The organism is Bacillus sp. LB7 (assembly GCF_030449715.1).
Lineage (GTDB): Bacteria > Bacillota > Bacilli > Bacillales > Bacillaceae > Bacillus > Bacillus paralicheniformis.
This window is the reverse complement of the sequence record NZ_JASGCA010000024.1, coordinates 1-23172: the sequence shown is the minus strand read 5'-3', so window position 1 is coordinate 23172 and position 23172 is coordinate 1. Positions and strand designations below refer to the sequence as shown.

Genomic DNA, 23172 nt, shown 5'->3' with positions numbered 1-23172 from the left:
ACATGAATTCTAAAGTAAATAATGGAAACCGTCAACAGTCTTTTCGTTTTTTTCTGAATATTGTCAAGGTCAATCTTGAAAAATTTAAATATACTCTTCCAAAATTTAAATGATGTGATATGCTGATGGTATAAAGTTTTTGAAATCGGTTTCAAATTAAAAGGTCATAGGAGTACTTGAATGAAGGATAAGCAAACAGCGAAAGTAACCATCAATGAAGTAGCCGCACATGCAGGTGTATCAAAATCAACGGTTTCCCGTTATATCAACGGGAAGATTGATGCCATCTCACCGAAAAAGGTGAAAAGCATCAAAAAAGCGATCGAGGAACTTCATTACCGCCCCAGTCAGATGGCGCAGGGGCTGAAGGTGAAAAAAAGCAAGGTTATCGGATTTTTGGTCGCCGATATTACAAACCCGTTTTCAGTTGCCACCTTGAGAGGGGTGGAAGAGGTTTGCGATCAGTACGGGTACAGCATCATGGTCTGCAACACGGACAACAGTCCTGAAAAAGAACGGGAAATGCTGCACAAGCTGAACGCGCATTACATTGAAGGGCTGATTATGAATACAACGGGAAGAAACAACGATGTGCTCATGGATTTAATCAGCCAGGATGTGTCGATTGTGCTCGTTGACCGGAAAGTGCCCGGGCTCAAGATCGATGCAGTTACAACGAACAACCGCGAAGTGACGAGTCAAATCGTCAATCTCATGTATGACAAAGGCTATGCCCAGGTCGGTCTGTTTACCGAGCCGATTAAAGGGATCAGTCCAAGGGAGGAAAGGGTTTCCGCCTATACAGAAATCGCGCTTAAACGTAATGCCGGCGGCAATCCCCTTGTATATGAGGCAGATGTCAAAGACAAAGAATCTCTTTTACAGTCCGTCAAAAGCTTTTTGGAAATGAAAGAAGGGAAAAAAGCCATTCTTGGAAACAACGGGCTTCTGATGCTGAAAATCATCAGCTGCCTTTATGAACTTGGCATTTCGATTCCGGAAGACGTCGGAATTGCCGGATTTGATGATACGGAATGGTATAAATTGATCGGTCCGGGCATTACGACCATCGCCCAGCCGTCGCATGAAATGGGCAGAGCCGCCATGGAGCGGATCATCAAACGGATTGAAGGAGATGAAAGTGCTCCGCAGACGATTCAGCTAGAGGCGGAGCTTGTTCTCAGACAGTCGCTGTAGAACTCGTCAAATGGAAACACTCATACACCCGAAAACTTAGGGGAGAGTGTTTTTCTGCAACTTTTTTTGAAACCGGTACCATTTCGAAAGGAGTGTGAAATCATGTCGCTTGATGTGATGACATTCGGAGAATCGATGGCTATGTTTTACGCAAATGAAACAGGCGGACTGGATGAGGCTTCTTCGTTTTCCAAGGCTCTTGCCGGAGCGGAAACAAACGTTGCCGTCGGACTGTCGCGCCTGGGCTTTCGAGTCGGCTGGATGAGCAAGGTCGGCGCCGATTCGCTTGGAACTTTTATTTTAAATGAATTGAAAAAAGAAGGCGTCGACATATCTGAAGTCAAACGCAGTGCAGACCGGCAGACAGGCATCCTGCTCAAGTCAAAGGTTGAAAGCGGGGACCCTGATGTCACGTATTACCGCAGCGGATCAGCCGCAAGCACAATGAGCATTGATGACTATCCGGCAGAGTATTTCAAAGGAGCCAAACATATGCATGTGACAGGCATACCTCCTGCCCTTTCAAGGGAAATGCGGGGCTTCGCCCGCCACGCCGTTCACCAGATGAAAAAAGACGGAAAGACGATTTCGCTTGACCCGAATCTCCGCTTCCAGCTTTGGCCGGACCAGCAGACAATGGTTCACACGATTAATGAGATCGCCGCGCAAGCAGACTGGTTTCTGCCTGGGATCGATGAAGGAAAACTCCTGACAGGCTGCAATTCTCCCGAGGATATCGCTAAATGCTATGTGATGCAGGGGGTCAAGGTAATTGTCATCAAGCTTGGAAAAGAGGGGGCTTATTACCGGACACATGATAAAGAGGGTTATGTACCGGGTTATCAGGTGGAGAAGGTTGTTGATACCGTTGGCGCTGGTGACGGTTTTGCCGTCGGCATGATCAGCGGTCTATTAGACGGATTGCCGCTGGAAGAAGCAGTTCAGAGGGCAAATGCGATCGGAGCGCTGGCCGTCATGGCTCCGGGTGATATGGACGGTCTGCCGTCAAGGGATCAATTGAAAGCTGGCAAACAACCAAAAAACAGGAGGTTGACCGTAATGGAAATGTCTAAGATCGGAAAAGTGCAAGAGCAGCTGGCCGAGGCCGGGCTGATCGCAGTTGTCCGCGCAGGCGATAAGGAAGCTGCTGAGGAAAGCATTCACAGATTGGTCGACAAAGGAATTACTGCGATTGAAATCACATATACGACGCCGGGAGCGTCTGAGCTGATTGAAAAATTTGCAGGAAAAGACGGCCTTCTTGTCGGAGCCGGAACGGTGCTTGAAAGCGAACAGGCGAGGGAAGCCGCGGCAGCGGGGGCAAAATTCATCGTCAGTCCGGGCTTTTCGGAAAAATTGGCTGAGGAAGCCGCCTCATTGCATACATTTTTTATTCCCGGCGTATTAACACCGAGCGAAATTATGGAAGCGGTCTCAAAGGGTTTTCGGGTTCTTAAGCTGTTTCCAGGGGGGACTTCCGGGATTCCTTACATGAAAAGCCTCGCCGGCCCCTTTCCGAAGGTTCGATTCATACCAACAGGCGGGATCCATCCGGGCGATGTGGAGAAATGGCTTGATGCCGGAGCATTGGCAGTTGGAGTGGGAAGCCAGCTGAACAAAGTGTCAGAAGCGGATCTCCAGCGTATCTTTCAGCGGCGGATTCGGCAGAATTAAAGCGTGCGCAGCGTGAAAAGACTTCAGATTTTGCAAGATCGACTTCTTTGCTTTTTCATTAATTTCTAGAATGGGAGAAAAAATGATGAAAATTAAAGCAACGATTGAACGTGTGCCGGGCGGCATGATGATCATTCCGCTCTTTCTGGGCGCAACGCTGAATACGTTTGCTCCGGGAACTGCGGAGTTTTTCGGCGGATTTACAGGCGCCCTGATTACCGGAACGCTGCCGATTTTAGGAGTATTTATCTTTTGTGTTGGCGCAACAATAGATTTTCGTTCTTCAGGATATATTGCGAGGAAGGGACTGACGCTTCTGATCGGCAAAGTCGGCATTGCCGCATTATTGGGTTTGATCGCAGCGCAGTTCATTCCAGACGAAGGCATTCAAAGCGGGTTTTTTGCCGGACTGTCAGTGCTTGCTATTGTAGCCGTTATGAATGAAACGAACGGCGGTCTGTATTTGGCGTTAATGAACCATATGGGAAGAAAGGAAGACGCCGGTGCTTTCGCCTTTATCAGCACGGAATCGGGCCCGTTTATGACGATGGTCACTTTCGGTGTGACAGGGCTCGCGGCATTTCCCTGGGAGACGCTGGCTGCAACCGTCATCCCATTTTTACTCGGCTGCATTCTCGGAAACCTTGACCCTGAATTGCGCGATTTGTTCGGAAAAGTCGTACCGGCGATCATTCCGTTCTTCGCATTTTCATTGGGAAACACGCTCGATTTTAAAATGTTGATCCAATCCGGCCTTTTAGGCATTGTTGTCGGCGTATCAGTCGTCGTTCTCTCGGGTGCTTCTCTATACCTGCTGGACCGCTTTGTCGCAAGAGGAGACGGCGTCGCGGGCGTCGCGGCATCATCAACGGCCGGGGCTGCGGTAGCCGTGCCGTATGCGCTTGCCGATGCAAACCCCGTGTTTGCGCCGGTGGCTGATTCAGCGACCGCGATCATCGCGACAAGTGTCATTGTCACCTCGCTTCTGACGCCGCTTGCAACCGTCTGGATCGAAAAACGGACAAGACAAAGAAAACCTCCGAAACAAATGACGGTCGATTACAAGTCATTTCGCCGCTGACGCACCGGGACATTTTGTCCGGGGCGTTTTTTTTATGACCGTTTTTAAATAACGTCACCAAATTGCTAAATTTAACGGGTATCATTTGTGCTAATATCAATATATAGTGTTTGATTAAAATATGAACACTATATATGCTACTTTTTAGGAGAGGTTAGGATGACAACAGGCTTTAAAGAACAGGGATTATTACAATTGACAGAAACATTTCATGATATCGTCGGGTATGGAGATCACGATATTATGCAGGAAAATGCCAACGTAGACGGCCGCTCCCCGATGGGGCAAATGAGCCGGTTTGCATCCGAAAGTTCCAGACATTATGCGCTCCATTACTTAATGTCGCCGGAAATCAAGAAAGCAGTCGATGACAACTTGATATACCCGCACGATTTAGATTATATGCCGAGCGGCACAACGACTTGCTGCCAGATACCTTTGAGCCGGCTGTTAAAAGACGGATTCCATACAGGCCACGGCTCCCTCAGGGAACCGAAGGACATTATGAGCGCATTGTCACTCGCATCCATCATTTTTCAATCGAATCAAAATATGCAGCACGGCGGCCAGTCATTTCCGATGTTCGATTACGACCTGGCGCCTTACGTCCGCAAAACGTACGAAAAGCATCTCGCGAAAATCAAACAATACCCGACAACTTTGACAGAAGAAGAGATAAGGGAAAGAGCGTGGGAAGAAACGGACAACACAACTTACCAAGCGTGCGAAGCCTTTATACATAATGCCAACAGCATGCATTCGCGGGGCGGCGGACAGGTTCCGTTTGTTTCAATTAATTACGGCACGGATACGTCAAGGGAAGGCCGCCTTTTGATCAAAAATATCCTGAAGGCGACAAAAGCAGGTCTCGGCAAAGGTGAGACGCCGATTTTTCCGATTCAGATCTTCAAAATGAAAGAAGGCGTCAACGTCGATCAAACAGACCCTAACTATGACTTGTACCGGCTTGCATTGGAAACAAGCGCTGAAAGGCTGTTTCCGAACTTCAGCTTTATCGATTCGCCCGTGAATAAACCTTTTTATGACGGAACACCGGAAAGCGAAATCGCTTATATGGGATGCAGAACGCGCGTTATGTCCAATATTCATGGGAAAGAAAACAGCATCGGCAGAGGGAATTTGTCATTCACCTCGATCAACATTGTCAAAATAGCGCTGCTCAGCGAAAACGTTGAACAGTTTTTTGCTTTGTTAAACCGCTATATGGAATTAACGATTCAACAGCTGCTTGAACGGTACGCCTTTCAATGCAAAAAAAGAGCAAAAGACTTTAAGTTCCTGTATTCGCAAGGCATCTGGCATGAAAGCGAGAAGCTTGATCCTGAGGACACGCTCGAGGATGTGCTAAAGCACGGAACATTGAGCATCGGATTTATCGGACTAGCTGAAGCTTTGACTGCATTGACCGGAAAACATCACGGAGAAAGCGAGGAGTCGTTTGAACTCGGCAAAAAAATCGTCCAGTCGATGAGAGATAAGGCTGATGAAGCCACAGAAAAACACAAGCTGAACTTTTCCTTGATCGCCACACCGGCAGAAGGACTTTCTGGGAAATTTGTAAAAAAAGATAAATTGGAGTTCGGTTCGATCCGCAATGTCACAGACCGGATCTACTATACGAACTCGTTTCACATCCCTGTTCACTATAAGCTGACTGCGGTTGAAAAGATCAGAAAAGAAGCGCCGTTCCATTTGATGTGCAATGGCGGGCATATCAGCTACATTGAGCTGGACGGAGACCCGAAAAAAAACATTAAAGCGATGGACATGCTTGTGACCGCCATGCGCCGGTCTGGCATGGGCTACGCTTCGATTAACCATCCTGTCGATCACTGCAAGGCGTGCGGATTTACCGGAATCATCGATAACGAGTGCCCGCAGTGCAAAAACCGGGATGAGACTTTGATTGAACGGATCAGACGGATTACAGGATATTTAGTCGGAGATATGTCAAAGTGGAATTCGGCGAAAAGACAAGAAGAAAAGGACAGAGTGAAGCATCTATGAAAGTGATGAATATTATCCATGACAGCATCGTAGACGGAGAAGGACTGAGAACAGTCGTGTTTTTGGCGGGCTGCCCGCATATGTGTGAAGGCTGCCATAATAAACAAAGCTGGAATATCAATAACGGATTTGATATGAGTGTAGACGAAGTATTTGAGGAAATTATGAAAAACCCGCTTACAAACGTCACCTATTCAGGAGGGGAGCCGCTTTTGCATGCAGGCGAACTGATCGAACTGTCTGAGAAAATTAAGCAGCATTCCGAAAAGGACATCTGGCTTTACAGCGGCTATACGTACGAACAGATCTTGAAGAATGAAAAACACAGCGCTTTGCTGGCCTATTGCGATGTCCTGGTAGACGGCCCGTTCGAAATCAAAAAAAGGGATTTGACGCTCCTTTACAGAGGAAGCTCAAACCAGCGCATTATTGAGCTTGCATAAACAGAAACAGAAGCCACCGGGGCTTCTGTTTTTCCTTTCCGGCATTGACTTCTATTGAGATAACGTCATAATGAATATGAAAAGGTTTATATTTCATCATACATGTCTATCAATAAAAGAAAGCGTTTTATTTATATAAGACAATCGTGAATTAAGGGAGGAGATGGCTTCATGCCGCAATCACCGATATTTCTGCAGCCTGAGTTTAAAGAGAGGATCTGGGGGGGAACGGCTTTGCGCGAGACATTCGGCTATGACATTCCCTCTGATTTAACAGGTGAATGCTGGGCCATTTCCGCCCATCCAAACGGGCCAAACATCGTTGCTTCGGGTCCTTACAAAGGAAAAACGCTTGCCGAGCTTTGGGACGAGCATCGCGAATTGTTCGGCGGTGCAGAGGGAGACCGTTTCCCGCTGTTAACGAAAATACTTGATGCCAATCAAGACCTTTCCGTTCAAGTCCACCCTGATGACTATTATGCGGGCGAACACGAAAACGGAGAACTCGGTAAGACGGAATGCTGGTATATCATCGATTGCAAAGAAGGAGCCGAGATCGTTTACGGCCATACGGCGAGAACGCGGACAGAGCTGGTCACCATGATCAACAGCGGTGATTGGGACAACCTGTTAAGGCGGATCAAAATCAAGCCGGGCGATTTTTATTATGTGCCAAGCGGCACGATTCACGCTCTTTGCGAAGGGACAGTCGTTTTGGAGACACAGCAGAGCTCTGATACGACGTACAGGGTATATGATTATGACCGGACCGATCAAAATGGAGAAAAGCGCGAGCTTCACCTGACACAGGCGATCAATGTCACAACAGTACCGCACGTTGACAGCTATGTTGACGAATCGACAGAAACCCAAAAAGAGATTACCATTAAGACTTTTGTAGAAGCCGAATACTTCTCCGTATACAAATGGGAGATCGACGGTGCCGCTGAGCTGACCCAGGATGCCCCTTTCCTGTTATGCAGTGTGATTGAAGGAGAAGGAAAGCTCACTCAGGGCGGAGAATTATTTCCGATCAGCAAAGGAACAAATTTTATCCTGCCGGCGGAAACGAATGACTTTACGATAGAAGGAACATGCGAACTAATCGTGTCTCACATATAAAAAGCTTGACGGTCTTCAAAAGAAGGCCGTTAAGCTTTTTTATTGTGAAAAAATAGTCCGGCTCGCCGATAAAAAGAGAAAGCAAGTTTATGAAATTAGGAGGCTTATAGGCGAGGGGAGTAAAGAATGTGAAAAACATTAGAAAACCGTTATTTTTGCTGCAATCGTTTTGCTCATACATACGGCAGTCCCGGCAATCCCTGCTTTAGCAGCATATACCGATACTTCCGTCTACAAAATTGAAACAACAAAAGAGTTTAATAGCGAAAGCGAAGCGCTCAAAGCAGCCGAACAACTGAAAAAGGACACGGGATGGAAAGCCGAGGTCAAACCTTCAGGGAAAAACGGCACAACTTACGTTTTGACAACAGAAGGTGTCGAAGGGGAGAGCAGGGCTAAAAACCTGCTTTTGCAGTTTGAAAAAGAAACCGGTTTGAAGGCGTCCTATGGTCCGATTGGACAGAAAGAACCGTTTTCCAAAGCGGTATCAAAGGAATTTGCCGGTGAAGCAAAGGCCAAGGAATGGGCGCTCCAATTTGAAAAAGAAACGGGGCTGAAAGCAACCTATACACTTGCAGGAAACAGGGAAGCATACGTGAAGGTTGCCACCGGAGGAATCGAAGGCGAAGACAACACGAAAGCCATCCTCGATCGTTTTCAAAAAGCGACCGGCCTCAAAGCGTCGTACGCACCATACGGAGCGGGACAAGCCCTCGTCAAGCTTTATTCAGGAGAAATCGCAGATGAGAGCAAAGCGAAAAGCCTGCTTGTCCAATTTGAAAAAGAAACCGCTCTTAAAGGAACGATAGAAACAGTAAAGAAACAACAGCCCAGATATAAAATTGTGACAGGTGCGATACAAGGCGAAACAAACGCAAAAAATCTGCTGAAGCAGTTTGAAAAAGAGCTCAAGATCAAAGGGGCATATGAAGCCGCCGGTCAGCCGGCACAGCTTTACAATGTGAAATCGGGATATTTTAATGACGAAAAGACCGCGAAAAATGCCGCCGGCCAAATTAAAAAGAATACCGGTCTCACCTCAAGCACGGAAAAGGTAAAAGGCACGCGCTTCTGGATCGTCAGCATGAAAAGTGTAGACAGTCAAAACCTTAAAAAAGTCGACACCTTTTTTAAAAAGAAAACGTGGCGTTACACTGCTGCAAAGGCAGGGAGAAAGCAGACATCTTTCAGAATCGTTTCCGTCCCGGTTTCAGATCAAAAGAAAGCAAACGACGGCATCCGGTTTTTTAAAAACAAAAACATTCAGGCTTCCGCCCAAAGCGCCGGCGGTACGACCGTCAGCCGCTTCCGGATCGCGTCCGGCGAAACAGCCGTCCAAGCGCGAATCAATAAAGGGCTGGAATTCTTTAAGAAAAACGGTGCGGCGGGAACGGCCGGACCGACAGGAAAAAAAGTGTACAGCCATTATCAGCTGACAACGGAGTCCGTATACGAACAGGACAAAGTGGCGAAGGCGCTCAATTTCTTCAAAGAAACAGGCATTCACGCAGAGGCCGTCAAGACCGGCCAGTATGACAGCCGCTACAAACTGAGTTCGGAAGCTCTGATCGGCTCGGAGAAATTACAGCAAGCGCTCGAATTTTTCAGCAATCGGAATATACCGGGCAAGATTGAACAAACGGGTGAGTACGGCTACAGGCAGTACCAGGTGACGACAGGTCAGATCACAAGCAAAGCAGATCTCGACAAGGGACTGAATGTCTTTAAAAAGAACAATTTCAGCGCAACTTACCAAACAAAGACGGTCAGCCTGTTTCACATCTCGATCAATGAACAATTTACAGGGAAAGACCGTGCGAATGCCGCCGCCAATCGGATTAAAACGAATTACGGCTGGCCGGTGAATGTCGTCAAAGTGAAAAACGGTCCGCAAATCACAACGACTGACTACGGAATCACGCTCAGCCAGATGGTCGACAAACAGATGAAAGTCAGCCCGCAAACGGATGCGCCGGCTTATGTTTCATTAAGCTACATCAATACGGCAAACCAAACCGTCACGGCTGATCTGCTGAATATCAGGTCAAGCCCCCTTGTGACAAGCGGCAACATCATCGGACAGCTGCAAAAAGGGGATAAAGTCAACATCATCTCCCAGGAAAACGGCTGGGCAAAAATCAGAATGAATTGGCGAAATGCCAGCAGAGAAGAAGTCGAGAAATATGTCAACCCGCAAAACTTTACACAAGACAGCTCAGCATACTTCCAATTTTTAAAGCTGTCGCAAACGGCCGGCTTGAATGCCGCCGAAGTCAATGCGAAAATCCTTTATAATAAAGGGATTTTGACAGGCAAAGGCCAAGCGTTCATCGACGCGGCAAGAGCATACAGCATCAATGAACTGTACCTCATTTCGCACTCGCTCCTTGAAACGGGCAACGGAACTTCCGAGTTGGCCAAAGGAACGATGTTCAACGGCAAAAAGGTTTACAACATGTACGGCGTCGGGGCTTACGACAGCAACCCGCTTTACTACGGTGCCAAATACGCCTATGAACAAGGGTGGTTCACACCTGAGGCCGCCATTATGGGCGGAGCCAAATTCATCGGTGAAAAATACATTCACCACCCGACTTACAAACAGGATACCCTCTATAAAATGAGATGGTCTCCGAACGCCCTTCACCAATATGCGACAGATGTCGGCTGGGCTTATAAGCAGGTGGGGAGAATGTACAGTCTTTATACATTGCTCGATGATTACACAGTGTATTATGATATACCAGTTTATCATTAGGAAGCAGGGACCTGCTTCCTATTTGTTTGGGGGGCATTATGCAACGAAATACCTAATAAAGGAAGGAGAATTGTGTCGAAATTCACGAACTGCTGTTGCAATTGGTGTTTTGTAAATATTATAATCGTAAATAGACTGACAGAATTATATGAATCTGTTTCATTTGGTGATTTGTTTTCATTTTTTACACTTTAAGGAAACTGATTCATACGTAGTGATTCTTTTTAAATATTTGTGGAAGTGCGGGGAGTTTATTTGAAAATTTTAATGATCACACAAAATTTTTATCCTGAAATCGGCAGTGCAGGTAACCGGATGAAAACCATTTTCCTCATGTTGAAGCAAAAAGGTTATCATGTAGACGTTTTGACCACGGAGCCGACGTATCCTTCCAGAGACATTTATTCTCAAGAAGATTTTTGGAACGAACAAGATATCGATGTAGACCGAAACCAAGTTACTCGATTGTCAATTCAGAATAAAAAATATTCCTCCAACTTTTTTAGCCGACTTTTCTATTATCTTGAGATAATGTTGAAAATGTTTTTTTACGTTCAGAAGGATAAAAATCAATATGATATTGTGTTTGTAACTTCTCCGCCTATTTTTGTAGCCTTTGTCGGCTTAGTCGCTAAATATCGTTACAATGCGAAGTTGCTGTTGGATGTCAGGGATTTATGGCCGGAATCACTAAAAGGCGTTGGTGTATTTAATCGTTCTTATATTATTTGGATGTTTGAAAAAATGGAATCTACATTATACAAAAAAGCCGACCATATCATCATCAACAGCGAGGGATTTATAGACCATTTTAAAAATAAATGTGATGGTTTAACAAAAAAGTTGATATTCCTGCCGAATGCTGCAAGAAAAAAAGAAACGATGCTGGAAAAACGAGAGGGGGGCTCAATGTTTAATGTTGTTTATGCAGGTAATATTGGACTGGCTCAAGATGTCACAATTTTAATGCAGCTCGCAAAAAAGCTGAATGAACATCATATTTCATTAAACGTGATTGGCTATGGAGTGCAGAAACAGACTTTTACAGATTTTGTCCGGCGTCATAACCTTAAAAATGTAAAGCTTATAAAGCCGATGGGAAGACAAGATTGTTTAAACCGGATGTCACGCTGTGATGTGGGAATAGCAACACTGAATAATTCTAGGGTTTTTGAAACAGTACTTCCCGGTAAAATTATTGACTATTTAACATGCAGACTTCCCGTTGTCGCTTCATTGTCTGGATATTCCAAACAGCTGATTGAAAGTGAAAAAATCGGCTTTGTGACAAGCCGGCAATCAGTTGATGAAATGGTAAGTTATATTTTAAAGCTTTACAATGATCCAGAACTATTAGAGGAGATGCAGTCAAATTGCAGAGAATTTATCGAAAAAAAATTCTTGTGGGAAAACAATATTAACAAATTAACGAATTTGTTAGATCAAATGGCTAAAGGTTGATTATGATGAGAACAAAAGTTTGTATGTTTGTTTGGAACCATTTTACAAATGACGCAAGGGTTATGAGGGAATGTACAGCACTGTCTGAAGATACCTATGATGTTGATTTAATTTGTATCCACGATCCAAAAGATCCTAATCTTAAAACTTTTGAAGAATACAATGAACATTTTAGGGTGCATCGTGTAAAGAGATATCCGGTAAGTCTTCAGTTTTTCCAAATGATCATGAAGAAGTTAAGGCAGAATAAATTTTTGTTGCTGCTGGCTGCTCTCTTATGGCTGTTTTTCGTATATATGATGCCAATTCCTGTCATCATCTGTACTCTTTTTGCTTTAATTGTTCTCAAAACGAAACTGAAGACAGCGATTGTTAGAGGAAGCATCATTTTAAGAATGATTTTAAAAGGGGCGAAGCGGAAGTATGACATCTATCATTCAAATGATTTAAACACCCTTCCGCAAGGTTATATATGTTCAAAGTTCCGCTTGAAGAAAAAAAAGCTAATCTATGATTCTCATGAAGTACAAACAAGCAGAACGGGCTACGACAGCAGCTTTTACGGAAAAATGGAAGCTTTTTTGATTGGAAAAATTGATGCAATGATTGTCGAAAACCATACGAGAGCGAAGTATAATGAGGATCTTTACGGTTTTTATCCGCATGTAGTACACAACTATCCATTTAAGCAAATAGAAGAAAACAGTGAAAAAATCGATCTCCACAGCCTGTTGAACCTTCCGGAAAAGGAAAAAATCCTTTTGTATCAAGGGGGTATACAAACGGGAAGGGGACTTGAAAATCTCGTTAAAGCGGCTCCGAAATTTATCGAAGGAACAATAGTGTTTATTGGAGATGGCCGTATAAAACCCGATTTGGAAAAAATGGTTGATGAAATGGGAATCGAAGACAAGGTTAGATTTTTGCCGAAGGTTCCGTTAGCTGAACTCCCTAAATATACAAGAAATGCATATTTAGGTTTTCAAGTATTAAATAATGTGTGCTTCAATCACTATTCAGCTTCTTCAAACAAATTGTTCGAATATATGATGGCCGGGGTTCCGGTGGTTGCTTGTGATTTTCCCGAGATCAAAAAGGTAGTGCAAAAAGAAAAAACGGGAATTATAGTAGACTCTCATGATCCTAGTTCCATAGCCGAGGGTGTGAATCATCTCCTTGCAAATCCAATGCTTAGAAGTGAATTGAGTAGGAACTGTGAAAAAGCAAGTGAAATATATAATTGGATGAAGGAAAAAGAGAGGTTTATAGTGATTTATGAAACAATGAGAGGGAGAAAAGCATGAAAAAAACATCCCAAGGTACGGAAGAAACCTCAAATGAATTTGTAATAGAAGATCTTAGAGCTAAATTGGATTTTGTGTTAAATGAATTGGAAAAGCAATTTAAACTAAGAGAAAATGAATTGCTTGAATTAAAAAAACTAGAAGAAAAGTACTCAAAACTAGAAAAAAGATATTATTCCTTGAGGAATTCTTTTTTAGGGAGATTAACAATAAAGTACTGGACGTTCAGAAGAAAGTTAACTAAAAAAAAGTAAGATGTTAGTGAGGAGTATTTTATGATTAATAAAACCCAGGAGAAACTCAATTCCTTATATCAAGAGAGAGCATTTATTGAGAGTTTCATTTCTGCTTCTTCAGCTGAAGAGAGTGTAGGAAGCTGGTATATACCAAGCAATCGAAATGTACTAGTTGATGAAAGTTATAAGATACAAAAAAGTGATTTAGGGGTAAGTTACATTTCTTTTGATGAAAAAAATAGAGATTTCTCGCTAGGACCGGAGATAAATTCTTTAAATTTGGCTGATAGTACATCTTATAATATTTCTTTTGAAGGGAATAAAAGTGAAGGAATCAAGGCAGCTTTTTATGTTTTAGTCTATAATAACCAAAAAGAAAAAGTTAGAACAGAGTCTTTGTTACTAAATGAGTCGAAAACTATTAAGTTTAATAATGAAGAAAAATTTATGAGGTTTGCTATCCGACTCAAAGGAAGAGGATTTTTAGATATAACAAAATTGGCTATCAATGATATTCTCCTTTGGAACAATGTAAAGCAAACAAAGCTTAAATATATTGATAATACTCAGTGGTGTATACCTAATTTACCGAATATCAAATATGACAAGCTTAGTAAAGAACTAAATTTCCAATTGAAAAATAACCACCATATTTATCTTTCCTATAAAGAGCTCAACGAAAATTTTGATATTAAGCCCAAATTTCCAGTTGCATTTGATAAGGAATCTTTTTTCGTTTCATTTAGAGGTGAAAAAGATAGAACATTAGATGTTCAACTTTCTATTATTTTCTATGACAATCAATCGAAAATAAATGTGAAGAAAGTTGCTTTTAACCAAAATAAAAAAATAAATGTTCCAAAGGGATCTGTCTGGGCCAGGCTGGCCATTAGAGTCGCTGGTTCTGGAAAATTGAGTTTTGAAAAAATCGCAATAGACGGTAAAGAATTCTGGAATCCCTATTTGTTTGAACAAAAACCAGTTAACAATGAATTTTTTGATTATAATGCAAAAATCAATATGAATATGTTTAGAAGCAAAGTAGATAATTTGGTCACGTATAATCAAGAAAAAGATGTAATCACCTCTTTCCTAATTGGAGAACAGTATAAGCATTTTTATCTTAAAGAAATACCGTTTGTAGAAAATGGAAACAGTTTTCAGGTAAAGCAGAATCATGTTTACGAATTCTTTTTAGGTGCTTCAATGAAAGGCGAATTAAGGTTGGACCTTTTTGTTGAAGGATATGATGATTATGACAGAATTGAAATCCACCAAATAAAAGTAAACCAAGCAACTAAGATTGAGTTTAATGATAATACTAAAATAATCAGGTTGTTTTTCCGGCTGAGGGGCAAAGGATACTTAAACAATCTCACCCTCGGTATAAATGAGAGAGAAGTAGAGTATACCAAACGCCTCAAAGTAGATCTTGATCCGAAAGATTGGTTTTATAGTAAAAAAAGTTTAAATCTAATAAAAGAAGATAACAAACTAATTGGGGAGATCACGAAACAAACTAATCAAAAACAATATTTATCTTATAGAGAAAAGAATAATAAGTTTAGTATTCCTCCTAAAAATAATTTAATTGAAATAAAAAGTGAATATAAATATGAATTCGATTTCCGTGCTTCAATGGGTGAAGGAATCGAACTGATTCCAATGATTGTAGGATATGCAAATGACGAAAAAATGCAGGTTTATCAGCTCAAAGTTAACGATGTTACAATCTATAAACCGCAAAAAAATGTAAATAAAATAAGAATTACAATGCGAGTTGGAGGGTCTGGAGAATTTTGTATTGAAGAGTTCGAGATTAGGGAATGTTCGTCTGTAAGTGATCATACAACTCCAGAATGGAATACTAAAAGAGAAGTTGAACAAATGGGTTTATTGCCTTCGAAAAAGATAAACGAGTTGAAAATGGCTGTTATTTTTGATGAATTTACAAGAGCCTCTTTTTCGGAAGAATGTGAATTAATTCAATTTACACCTGACAATTGGCTTGAAGTTTTAACAAGAGATATTCCCGATATGCTTATGGTTGAATCAGCATGGAATGGCAATAATGGATCTTGGTTTAAACGTGTCGGTGATTATGGTGAAGAACAAAATAAGGCTCTTTTTGATCTTATTAAGTGGTGTAATGCAAAAAATATACCGACTGTCTTTTGGAATAAAGAAGATCCTGTTCACTATAATCGGTTTATTAATACCGCCAAAAAATTCGATTATATATTTACCACAGATGAAGATATGGTGCCTTTTTATAAAAAAGAGGTAGGACATGAAAATGTTTATTCGCTTCCGTTTGCTGCTCAGCCGAAGATTCACAACCCTATTAAAATCCAAAATGAGCGAATAAACAAAGCCTGTTTTGCTGGGTCATATTATCGACTGCATAAAGAAAGATCTGAAGATATGGATCGAATACTAGATATTGCAAAGAAATATGGTTTAGATATTTATGATAGAAACTATGAAAAAACATCAGCCGGTTTAATGCCTAATCATTGTTTCCCTGAAAAATATAATGAAAATATCAAAGGTACTCTAAAATATTATGAAATTGATAAGGCATATAAAGGCTATAAGGTAATGATTAATGTCAACACTGTGAAAAATTCTCCTACGATGTTCTCTCGAAGAGTTTTCGAAGGTTTAGCTTGCGGGACGCCTGTTATCAGTACCTATGCAAAGGGAGTTAAAAACCTATTAGGGGATCTCGTGTACATTTCTGAAGATGAGAAGGATATCAATAATGCGTTTCAATTCCTTTTGAATTCCGAGGAAAATTACCGTAAGAAGGCAATGAGGGGAATTCGTGAGGTATTAAAGTACCACACTTACACACACAGATTAAATAAAATTATTGATAAAATAGGCTTGAACTTTAGAAGTGAATTACCGAGAGTAACAGTTTTAGGATTTGCAAGTTCAAAGGAAGAATTTTTGAAGTTGCTAAAAAAGTTTGAGAAGCAGACTTACCAGAACAAAGAATTATGTATCTTGGTAGATTTATTTCCAGGATACCTTGAGCTGTTTAATAAATATAACAACAAAAATGTTAAAACTTTTATAAAAAGCTACTTTCATAACTATCAAAATATAAAAGAATGGCTTGATACCTCATACTGTGCATACTTCTCATCAAATGATTATTATGGAGAGAATTATCTTTTGGATTTAATGTTATGCACAACCTTTACTGATAGTGAAGTTATAGGTAAAAGAAGTCAATTTGCTTTTGTTGATCATAAGCTTGTTGAACATAACCCTAATTCTGAATATGAATACGTCTATAATTTAAAAATTGCAAGTTCGGTGTTTAAATTGGATGTATTCGCAAAACAAAACTTAAATGATTTATTGTCAGATATTGAAAAAGGAATGGATTTTTCAATTTACTATAAGCAAGGCAGCAGATTATTTAGTAATGATAAATTTAATTATGTTGAAAACGGCGATTCAATTACGGCTGTGGAGCAACTTAAACAAATTGAGATTTGAGGTTTGTCTTAAATGAGAGTGAATAAAAAGAAATTAGTAATTGCAGGCCACGACTTAAAATTTGCTGAAGATATTATCTCGATTTTAGAAAAGAGTGATAACTTCTCCATTAAAATTGATAAATGGAAAGGTCACAATGTTCATGATGAAGAATACAGCCGGGAATGTCTTAAATGGGCAGATATCATTTTTTGCGAATGGGGTCTTGGGAATGCAGTATGGTATTCAAATCATAAGTTGCCACAACAAAAATTGATCGTGCGGATGCATGCCCAAGAACTAAAAACAGTTTATCCTAGGCAGTTCAGAATCGAGAATATAAATAAGATAATTGCTATCTCTCCCTATATATATGAAGAATTTTATAGAGTGTTTAAATTCCCTAGAGAAAAAATGTTGATGATTTACAATTCGATAGATACAAAAGTTTTGAATAAGACAAAAAAAGATTCTGACTTTAATCTTGGGTTTATCGGGATGTGTCCAAAGTTAAAACGGCTTGACCTTGCCATTGATATATTTGAAAAGTTATGGACATTAGATAATAGATACAAATTGTATATCAAAGGAAAACATCCTCAAGAATATCCTTGGCTTTGGAATAATGAAACCGAAAGGGATTTTTATGAGACCGTATTTCAGAGGATTAGGGAAGCTGAGTGGAGAGATTCGGTAATCTTTGATGGCTTTGGAAACGATGTCCCCGAATGGTTGCAAAAAATAAATTTTGTTTTATCAACGAGTGATTCGGAAAGCTTTCATTTAGCTCCTGGCGAGGGAATGGCTTCAGGCGCGTTTCCTGTTATTTTAAATTGGGATGGAAGTAATACGATTTATTCATCAGAATATATTCATCAAAATGTTGATGAGTGTGTAAAAAAGATTATTGAGATTAATTCAATAAGTGACAAAAATGCCATGAGAGAAAAATTAGTAAAATATACAGAGGAATATTTTGATGTTAACAAAATTGCAGCACAGTGGATTAATGTGATAGAAAATCTTTATTCCGAAGGAGAGGGTTGAATGTGGTCTTTTTATATAGGCCGGACCGGATGACAGAAACACAGCTTCAAGCATTAGTAAAAGCATTACCTGGAAGCAGGAATAAAGATCCTATAGACGCAGCAAATTTAATATTGAGAAGGAACGCTTTTAAGATACCTCCTTTTGGAATAACAACCTATAAAGAAAAGATTGACTGGAAAGGCGATCAATCAAGAAGTTATCTCAGGCTCATACATGCCAACAGCTTTTTAGGTTGTCTATTGGAAGCTTATATTTTTAAAAATGATGATATTTATTTATATAAAGCATTCGATTTGATTGAAGACTGGATAGAAAATAATGATTATATTGATACAGCCAATACAATGGGATGGCATGATGAAACGACAGCGCTAAGATTGCAGTATTGGTTGAAGTTTTATATTTATGCTAAAAATAAAATGAATCAAGACAGGGTAGAACGATTAAAAAATAAAATGTGGGAAACCGCAGAACTGTTAAGTGACGATTCTTTTCATTCAACCAATACAAACCATGGGATGTTTCAAGATATTTCACTATTACAATTTGCTTCATTTTTTATGTTTGAAGACGATGAAAAATGTAGAGAGTTTATTGAGGTATCAATTGAAAGGCTGAAAAATTATTTCGAATATATTTTTACAGTAGAAGGGGTTCATAAAGAACATTCGCCAGCGTACCATCTATTGGTTGTTTCTCAAATAAAAAAATTAATTGACTGGATGAAAGAGTTTAATCGCAATGCTTTCGAAAGTTTTTATGCTTTATATCTTAAAGCAGAGAAGTATGCTACACACGTCATTCGGCCGGACGGATTTCTACCTCCTATTTGTGATACTGAACCAAAAAAAGTTTTAGAAACAAGTTATAATCATCTTTTTGATACCGATGAATTTCTTTATTCTGTTACTAAAGGAGAAAAAGGAACACCGCCGGCAGATAATGATATTGTGTTTAAAGAGGCAGGTTACGCAATATTCAGAGATGATTGGAACAAAAAAGAAAAGGCAACATATTGCTTTTTTTCAGCAGCATACCACGTCGATTATCACAAACATAGTGATGACTTAAATCTTTATATTTATTCAAATGGAGAGATCATAACCGAAGCCGGTCCAAATGGTTATAACTATAAAGATCCATACACTAGATATGCTTTTTCTTCATACGCTCATAACACTTTATTGGTTAATGGGAAGGGCTTGCCTCGAACTGATGGAAAATATGATGATGTTTATATTGAGAATTATCATATTGGACAAGATGAAAGTGAAGCTACCGGTGTTAATAAACGTTTTGACGGAGTAGTTCATAAAAGAAACGTAAAGTTTAATAAGCAAAATCAAAATATAATTGTTCAGGACACGATTTCTTCCGATACTAAAAATGAATACCAACTTTTATGGCATGTGGCCAGAGATATTGAAGTGAAAAAAAGAGATCATATTGTAGAGTTTTTTAGGGACAATCAAAAAGTAATGGAACTCGAATTATCTACAAAAGCTTCTCCAATCATCAATATTAGAAAGGGTCAAACTGCACCAACATATAGCGGATGGATTTTTCCCGAGATGGAGAACAAGCTACCTTCTACTACTCTGGAAGTCAATTTAACTGGAAGCAGTGTTGATTGCCGGACTGAATTTCGTTTTTCCTCTTTTAAAATACCAGTATTAAATGAATCTTTACGGCTTGAAAAAGACTACTCAAGTACAAGAGATTTAAAGTATTTATTTGAGGAAGCAACTGAAGAGAGTTATAAAAATCATTTGACTATCGTCTTCTCAGCTATGGGGAAAGATTATAACTATATGTTTAATTACAAAAAGACTTTAAGCAATCTAAAAACAAACAAGTTATTTATATTGGATGATTTTGGCATACAAGGTTCATATTATATTGGGAAAGATAGAGACTTTTCTATAGAAACATCTGTTATGTCTCTGATAAATTATTTCACCTCCAAATATGAAATTTTACAAAAGAACATAACAGCTGTCGGATCATCTAAAGGCGGTTTCTCTGCACTTTATTTTGGAATAAAATATCACTTTGGTAACGTAATAGCCGGCGGACCACAATCAAAGCTTGGACAATTCCTTATCCATCAAGCGCCGCATAAACAAGTCGCTGAGTACATTGCCGGCGGATTTACCGAGGGTGATTGTTATTACCTTGACCAAATACTTTACAACATTTTAAATCAACCTGTAGATAATAGCCCAAATATAAAATTATTAGTTGGGAAAAAAGATCATCATTTATCCGATCATGTCATGCCGCTGTATAACACTTTGAAAAATAAAGGATATAAAACTCAGCTGGATATTAAAGAAAATATGGATCATACGGGGTTAAAGAGATATTTTCCTCGTTATCTACAGCATCATTTAAAATTAATATTGGGGATTCAATCTGATTACAATATTCATTTAGATATAGATGACTTTTATATTAAATCCGTTCATACTGAGAGAAAGGATGATAGTATTATAGTCTCTACAAAGGCTTATGGAGAAGATCTATACTATGCTTTTTACCTTTATAAAGAAGGAATTTTGGAAGAAAAGATACCTTACAGTCGAAGTAATCAAGCTATTTTTAATATAAAAGAAAAAGCATCATATCAAGTCAGAGCCTATGTGAAAAACAAAACGGATAAACGTGTTGCTCTTAACAGCGATCCAATTAAAATTAATTAGAGAGGGTTTTAAATATGAAAATTTGCACTATTGGTTTAGGTTATATAGGTCTCCCTACTTCAATAATGTTTGCTAAACACAACAATGAGGTCATTGGAGTAGATGTAAAACCAGAAGTTATTGATTCACTTAACGCTGGTTTGATCCATATAGAAGAACCAGGCCTTCAGGAGGCTCTAAATGAGGTAGTGGAGAAAAAGTTATTTAGGGCCGCTTTAAAACCCGAGAAAGCTGATGCTTTTATTATTTCAGTACCTACCCCAAATAGTGATGATGAGCATAAATCGTGTGATTTAACTTATGTTTTGAGTGCAGTACAAAACGTTCTTCCTTATTTAGAAAAAGGCAATGTTTTAATTGTTGAATCTACAATCGCTCCTCGAAGCATGGATGACTATGTAAAACCAATTGTTGAAAATGCAGGCTTTGAAGTAGGAAAAGATATATTTCTAGCTCACTGTCCGGAACGAGTTTTGCCGGGGAAAATTCTTCATGAACTTATTTTTAACAACCGTATTATTGGTGGTATTACGAATGCTTGTGCAGAAGCGGGCGCTAACGTATATAAGACTTTCGTAAAGGGAGAAATCATAAAAACAGATGCTAAAACGGCCGAAATGTCAAAACTAATGGAAAATACATTTCGAGATGTCAACATAGCTTTAGCAAATGAACTTGCGAAGGTTTGTAATGAGCTTGATATTAATGCTCTCGAGGTAATCAACATGGCAAATAAACACCCTCGTGTAAATTTACACACACCTGGTCCTGGAGTAGGCGGGCATTGTTTAGCTGTCGATCCATATTTTATTATAGCTAAAGCTCCTCAGACTGCAAAGTTAATTGATATTTCTCGTTCTATTAATACCTCAATGCCATATTACATTGTTGAAAATGTAAATAAATTAATGGAGAAAAATAATGGTAAAGTCATTTCTATTTTTGGTTTGACATATAAAGGGAATGTTGATGATATAAGAGAAAGTCCTGCTATGGAAATTTTGAATATATTAACACAGCAGAAAAAGTATGAGATTAGGGCATATGATCCTCATGTCAATCAGGATTTCGTATATAAAAACATTCAAGATGTTGCAGAAAACTCCGATTTAATTTTAATTTTGTCTGATCATAACGAATTTAAGGAATTAGACTGGAGTAGTTTATCTGGAATGTCAACTAAACAGGTTCTGGATACTAAAAATATTGTAAAAAACCGTTCAAGTGAGTTTGATTATATTAATCTTGGAAATTTATACAATGCTATTAAAAAAGAGAATGTATTTGTATAAGGAAACCCCTGTGATTATCATGATAAATAATGAAGAACAACAATGATTGATTACAGACCTTTTTTGTTAAAATAATTCTGTTTTTCCGATGAAAAGCTGGCGTTTCGGACTTTTCTACGTCCAATTCACCAGCTTTTTTAAAGCGAACACAAGCATAGCCTGCATGGACAAGTTTTACTTCCCCCGCAGGCCATGCTTATGTTTTAAATCCGCAAAGCGTGCTCGATCGTTTCTTTACGTTTGCCCATAGGCTTGTTTATTTTTCTCCGTGTGCCGTACATAACCAGCCTCATCCAAATGATCTTGCCAGAGGTGCGAATAGATTTTTTGATGATTTGGCTTTCCATACATTGATTCAGCAATGGGAGGTGTTCACATCGTTTTGCAATTTGAAGCATAAACCCGATAGCCATCCCGGTTGGTTGTGCGATATGTCAGAACGTAATCTTTTGCGTGTTTGGACAAGCTGGTAACCCCTAATCTAGATTCCACTCACATTTTAACAGAGAAGCTTGTCGATCAAAGCCACTTTTTATGACTTTGTCGAATAATTTTTCAAACAACTAGGTTTAGTTTTAAAAAAATTCAGCTTTACAATCCTACTAATTGTCCGATATATTTAAAGAGTTCTTTTTAAAGGGTGAATGGAAGGAGGTATAAATTGAAACGGATAGCATCCATATTAACTTTGGCTTCTCTTTTTATACTCTCAGTTGCATATCCTAATTTCGCACGGGCTTATACCGACTATTCAACTTATAATTTAGAAATACAAAATCATTTTTTAGGAAGTAAAGAGGCACAATCCGCTGTTGAAAAAATAAAAAATGATTTTGGATGGAATGCCACTGCGAAAAAAGGCGCATCGTATGAAAATTACCAAATTTTATCTGGCGGCTTTTCTAGTGAAGAAAGAGTAAAATCTGCTCTACAGGATTTTAAGAAGAATACAGGAGTTGCAGCTTCTTATCAACCAATGGGCAGTGCTGTAGATTATCAGCGTATTGTAACAAGCGCATTTACTGGAGAAGACAGAATTAAAAATGTTTTAGAGATGTATCAACAAGAAACCGGCCAAAAAGCGAGTTATAAACCGGAGGGAACAGCAAAAAGCTACCAGCGTATTGTAACGAGTGCATTTACCGGAGAAGACAGAGTAAAAAGCGTTTTAGAGATGTATCAACAAGAAACCGGCCAGAAAGCGAGTTATAAACCGGAGGGAACAGCGAAAAGCTACCAGCGTATTGTAACGAGCGCATTTACCGGAGAAGACAGAGTAAAAAGCGTTTTAGAGATGTATCAACAAGAAACCGGCCAGAAAGCGAGTTATAA

14 protein-coding genes and 3 pseudogenes are annotated in these 23172 nt (G+C 39.7%); 16 read left to right on the top strand and 1 reads right to left on the bottom strand.

Annotated features, from left to right (window positions below; all coding sequences use genetic code 11):
• The first annotated feature begins 180 nt into the window (after nt 1-180).
• The 15 genes and pseudogenes from QMZ64_RS20670 to QMZ64_RS20600 all read left to right on the top strand — a co-directional run bounded on the left by QMZ64_RS20670 (nt 181) and on the right by QMZ64_RS20600 (nt 21840).
• The gene (locus QMZ64_RS20670; protein WP_243941876.1) at nt 181-1197 is read left to right on the top strand and encodes a LacI family DNA-binding transcriptional regulator; all 1017 of its coding nucleotides are present in this window, start codon (nt 181-183) and stop codon (nt 1195-1197) included.
• Between the two features lie 102 nt (nt 1198-1299).
• Nucleotides 1300-2223 (top strand): annotated as a pseudogene (locus QMZ64_RS20665) (sugar kinase); the annotation flags it as partial.
• Between the two features lie 33 nt (nt 2224-2256).
• The gene (locus QMZ64_RS20660) at nt 2257-2871 is read left to right on the top strand and encodes a bifunctional 4-hydroxy-2-oxoglutarate aldolase/2-dehydro-3-deoxy-phosphogluconate aldolase (protein ID WP_367618645.1); all 615 of its coding nucleotides are present in this window, start codon (nt 2257-2259) and stop codon (nt 2869-2871) included.
• A gap of 85 nt (nt 2872-2956) precedes the next feature.
• The gene (kdgT, locus tag QMZ64_RS20655) at nt 2957-3952 is read left to right on the top strand and encodes a 2-keto-3-deoxygluconate transporter (protein ID WP_265625481.1); all 996 of its coding nucleotides are present in this window, start codon (nt 2957-2959) and stop codon (nt 3950-3952) included.
• A gap of 159 nt (nt 3953-4111) precedes the next feature.
• Nucleotides 4112-5980, top strand: coding sequence for an anaerobic ribonucleoside triphosphate reductase (locus QMZ64_RS20650; RefSeq protein WP_265625482.1), 1869 nt, complete (start codon nt 4112-4114; stop codon nt 5978-5980).
• Nucleotides 5977-6423, top strand: coding sequence for an anaerobic ribonucleoside-triphosphate reductase activating protein (nrdG, locus tag QMZ64_RS20645; RefSeq protein ID WP_076793671.1), 447 nt, complete (start codon nt 5977-5979; stop codon nt 6421-6423). Before QMZ64_RS20650 ends, nrdG begins: the two co-directional genes overlap by 4 nt.
• 171 nt (nt 6424-6594) lie before the next feature.
• Nucleotides 6595-7545: a mannose-6-phosphate isomerase, class I gene (gene manA, locus QMZ64_RS20640; protein ID WP_265625483.1), complete on the top strand. Its 951-nt coding sequence runs from the start codon at nt 6595-6597 to the stop codon at nt 7543-7545.
• Nucleotides 7546-7714: 169 nt separating this feature from the next.
• On the top strand, nt 7715-10303 hold the full coding sequence (locus QMZ64_RS20635) for an N-acetylglucosaminidase (protein ID WP_265625484.1): 2589 nt from the start codon (nt 7715-7717) through the stop codon (nt 10301-10303).
• 255 nt (nt 10304-10558) lie between these two features.
• The gene (locus QMZ64_RS20630; RefSeq protein WP_025810688.1) at nt 10559-11764 is read left to right on the top strand and encodes a glycosyltransferase family 4 protein; all 1206 of its coding nucleotides are present in this window, start codon (nt 10559-10561) and stop codon (nt 11762-11764) included.
• 2 nt (nt 11765-11766) lie between these two features.
• The gene (locus QMZ64_RS20625; RefSeq protein ID WP_265625485.1) at nt 11767-13068 is read left to right on the top strand and encodes a glycosyltransferase; all 1302 of its coding nucleotides are present in this window, start codon (nt 11767-11769) and stop codon (nt 13066-13068) included.
• On the top strand, nt 13065-13322 hold the full coding sequence (locus tag QMZ64_RS20620; RefSeq protein WP_265625486.1) for a hypothetical protein: 258 nt from the start codon (nt 13065-13067) through the stop codon (nt 13320-13322). Before QMZ64_RS20625 ends, QMZ64_RS20620 begins: the two co-directional genes overlap by 4 nt.
• Before the next feature lie 21 nt (nt 13323-13343).
• The gene (locus QMZ64_RS20615; RefSeq protein WP_265625487.1) at nt 13344-16817 is read left to right on the top strand and encodes a CgeB family protein; all 3474 of its coding nucleotides are present in this window, start codon (nt 13344-13346) and stop codon (nt 16815-16817) included.
• Nucleotides 16818-16829: 12 nt separating this feature from the next.
• Complete coding sequence (locus tag QMZ64_RS20610) at nt 16830-17843, top strand: glycosyltransferase family 4 protein (protein ID WP_265625488.1); 1014 nt, start codon at nt 16830-16832, stop codon at nt 17841-17843.
• Nucleotides 17844-17872: 29 nt separating this feature from the next.
• Complete coding sequence (locus QMZ64_RS20605) at nt 17873-20548, top strand: heparinase II/III domain-containing protein (protein ID WP_265625489.1); 2676 nt, start codon at nt 17873-17875, stop codon at nt 20546-20548.
• A gap of 14 nt (nt 20549-20562) precedes the next feature.
• Nucleotides 20563-21840, top strand: coding sequence for a nucleotide sugar dehydrogenase (locus QMZ64_RS20600; RefSeq protein ID WP_265625490.1), 1278 nt, complete (start codon nt 20563-20565; stop codon nt 21838-21840).
• Nucleotides 21841-22017: 177 nt separating this feature from the next.
• On the opposite strand, the pseudogene QMZ64_RS23405 reads toward QMZ64_RS20600, so the two are convergent.
• Nucleotides 22018-22290 (bottom strand): annotated as a pseudogene (locus QMZ64_RS23405) (transposase); the annotation flags it as partial.
• A 211-nt stretch (nt 22291-22501) separates the two neighbouring features.
• Here QMZ64_RS23405 and QMZ64_RS20595 point away from each other — a divergent pair.
• Nucleotides 22502-23172: pseudogene (locus tag QMZ64_RS20595) on the top strand (hypothetical protein); the annotation flags it as partial.

Excerpts from the sequence above, each read along its gene's own strand:
- kdgT (WP_265625481.1), top strand. The coding sequence starts at position 2,957 with ATGAAAATTAAAGCAACGATTGAACGTGTGCCGGGCGGCATGATGATC.
- QMZ64_RS20610 (WP_265625488.1), top strand. The coding sequence starts at position 16,830 with ATGAGAGTGAATAAAAAGAAATTAGTAATTGCAGGCCACGACTTAAAA.
- QMZ64_RS20615 (WP_265625487.1), top strand. The coding sequence starts at position 13,344 with ATGATTAATAAAACCCAGGAGAAACTCAATTCCTTATATCAAGAGAGA.
- QMZ64_RS20660 (WP_367618645.1), top strand. The coding sequence starts at position 2,257 with ATGGAAATGTCTAAGATCGGAAAAGTGCAAGAGCAGCTGGCCGAGGCC.
- QMZ64_RS20605 (WP_265625489.1), top strand. The coding sequence starts at position 17,873 with ATGACAGAAACACAGCTTCAAGCATTAGTAAAAGCATTACCTGGAAGC.
- manA (WP_265625483.1), top strand. The coding sequence starts at position 6,595 with ATGCCGCAATCACCGATATTTCTGCAGCCTGAGTTTAAAGAGAGGATC.
- QMZ64_RS20650 (WP_265625482.1), top strand. The coding sequence starts at position 4,112 with ATGACAACAGGCTTTAAAGAACAGGGATTATTACAATTGACAGAAACA.
- nrdG (WP_076793671.1), top strand. The coding sequence starts at position 5,977 with ATGAAAGTGATGAATATTATCCATGACAGCATCGTAGACGGAGAAGGA.
- QMZ64_RS20620 (WP_265625486.1), top strand. The coding sequence starts at position 13,065 with ATGAAAAAAACATCCCAAGGTACGGAAGAAACCTCAAATGAATTTGTA.
- QMZ64_RS20670 (WP_243941876.1), top strand. The coding sequence starts at position 181 with ATGAAGGATAAGCAAACAGCGAAAGTAACCATCAATGAAGTAGCCGCA.
- QMZ64_RS20600 (WP_265625490.1), top strand. The coding sequence starts at position 20,563 with ATGAAAATTTGCACTATTGGTTTAGGTTATATAGGTCTCCCTACTTCA.
- QMZ64_RS20625 (WP_265625485.1), top strand. The coding sequence starts at position 11,767 with ATGATGAGAACAAAAGTTTGTATGTTTGTTTGGAACCATTTTACAAAT.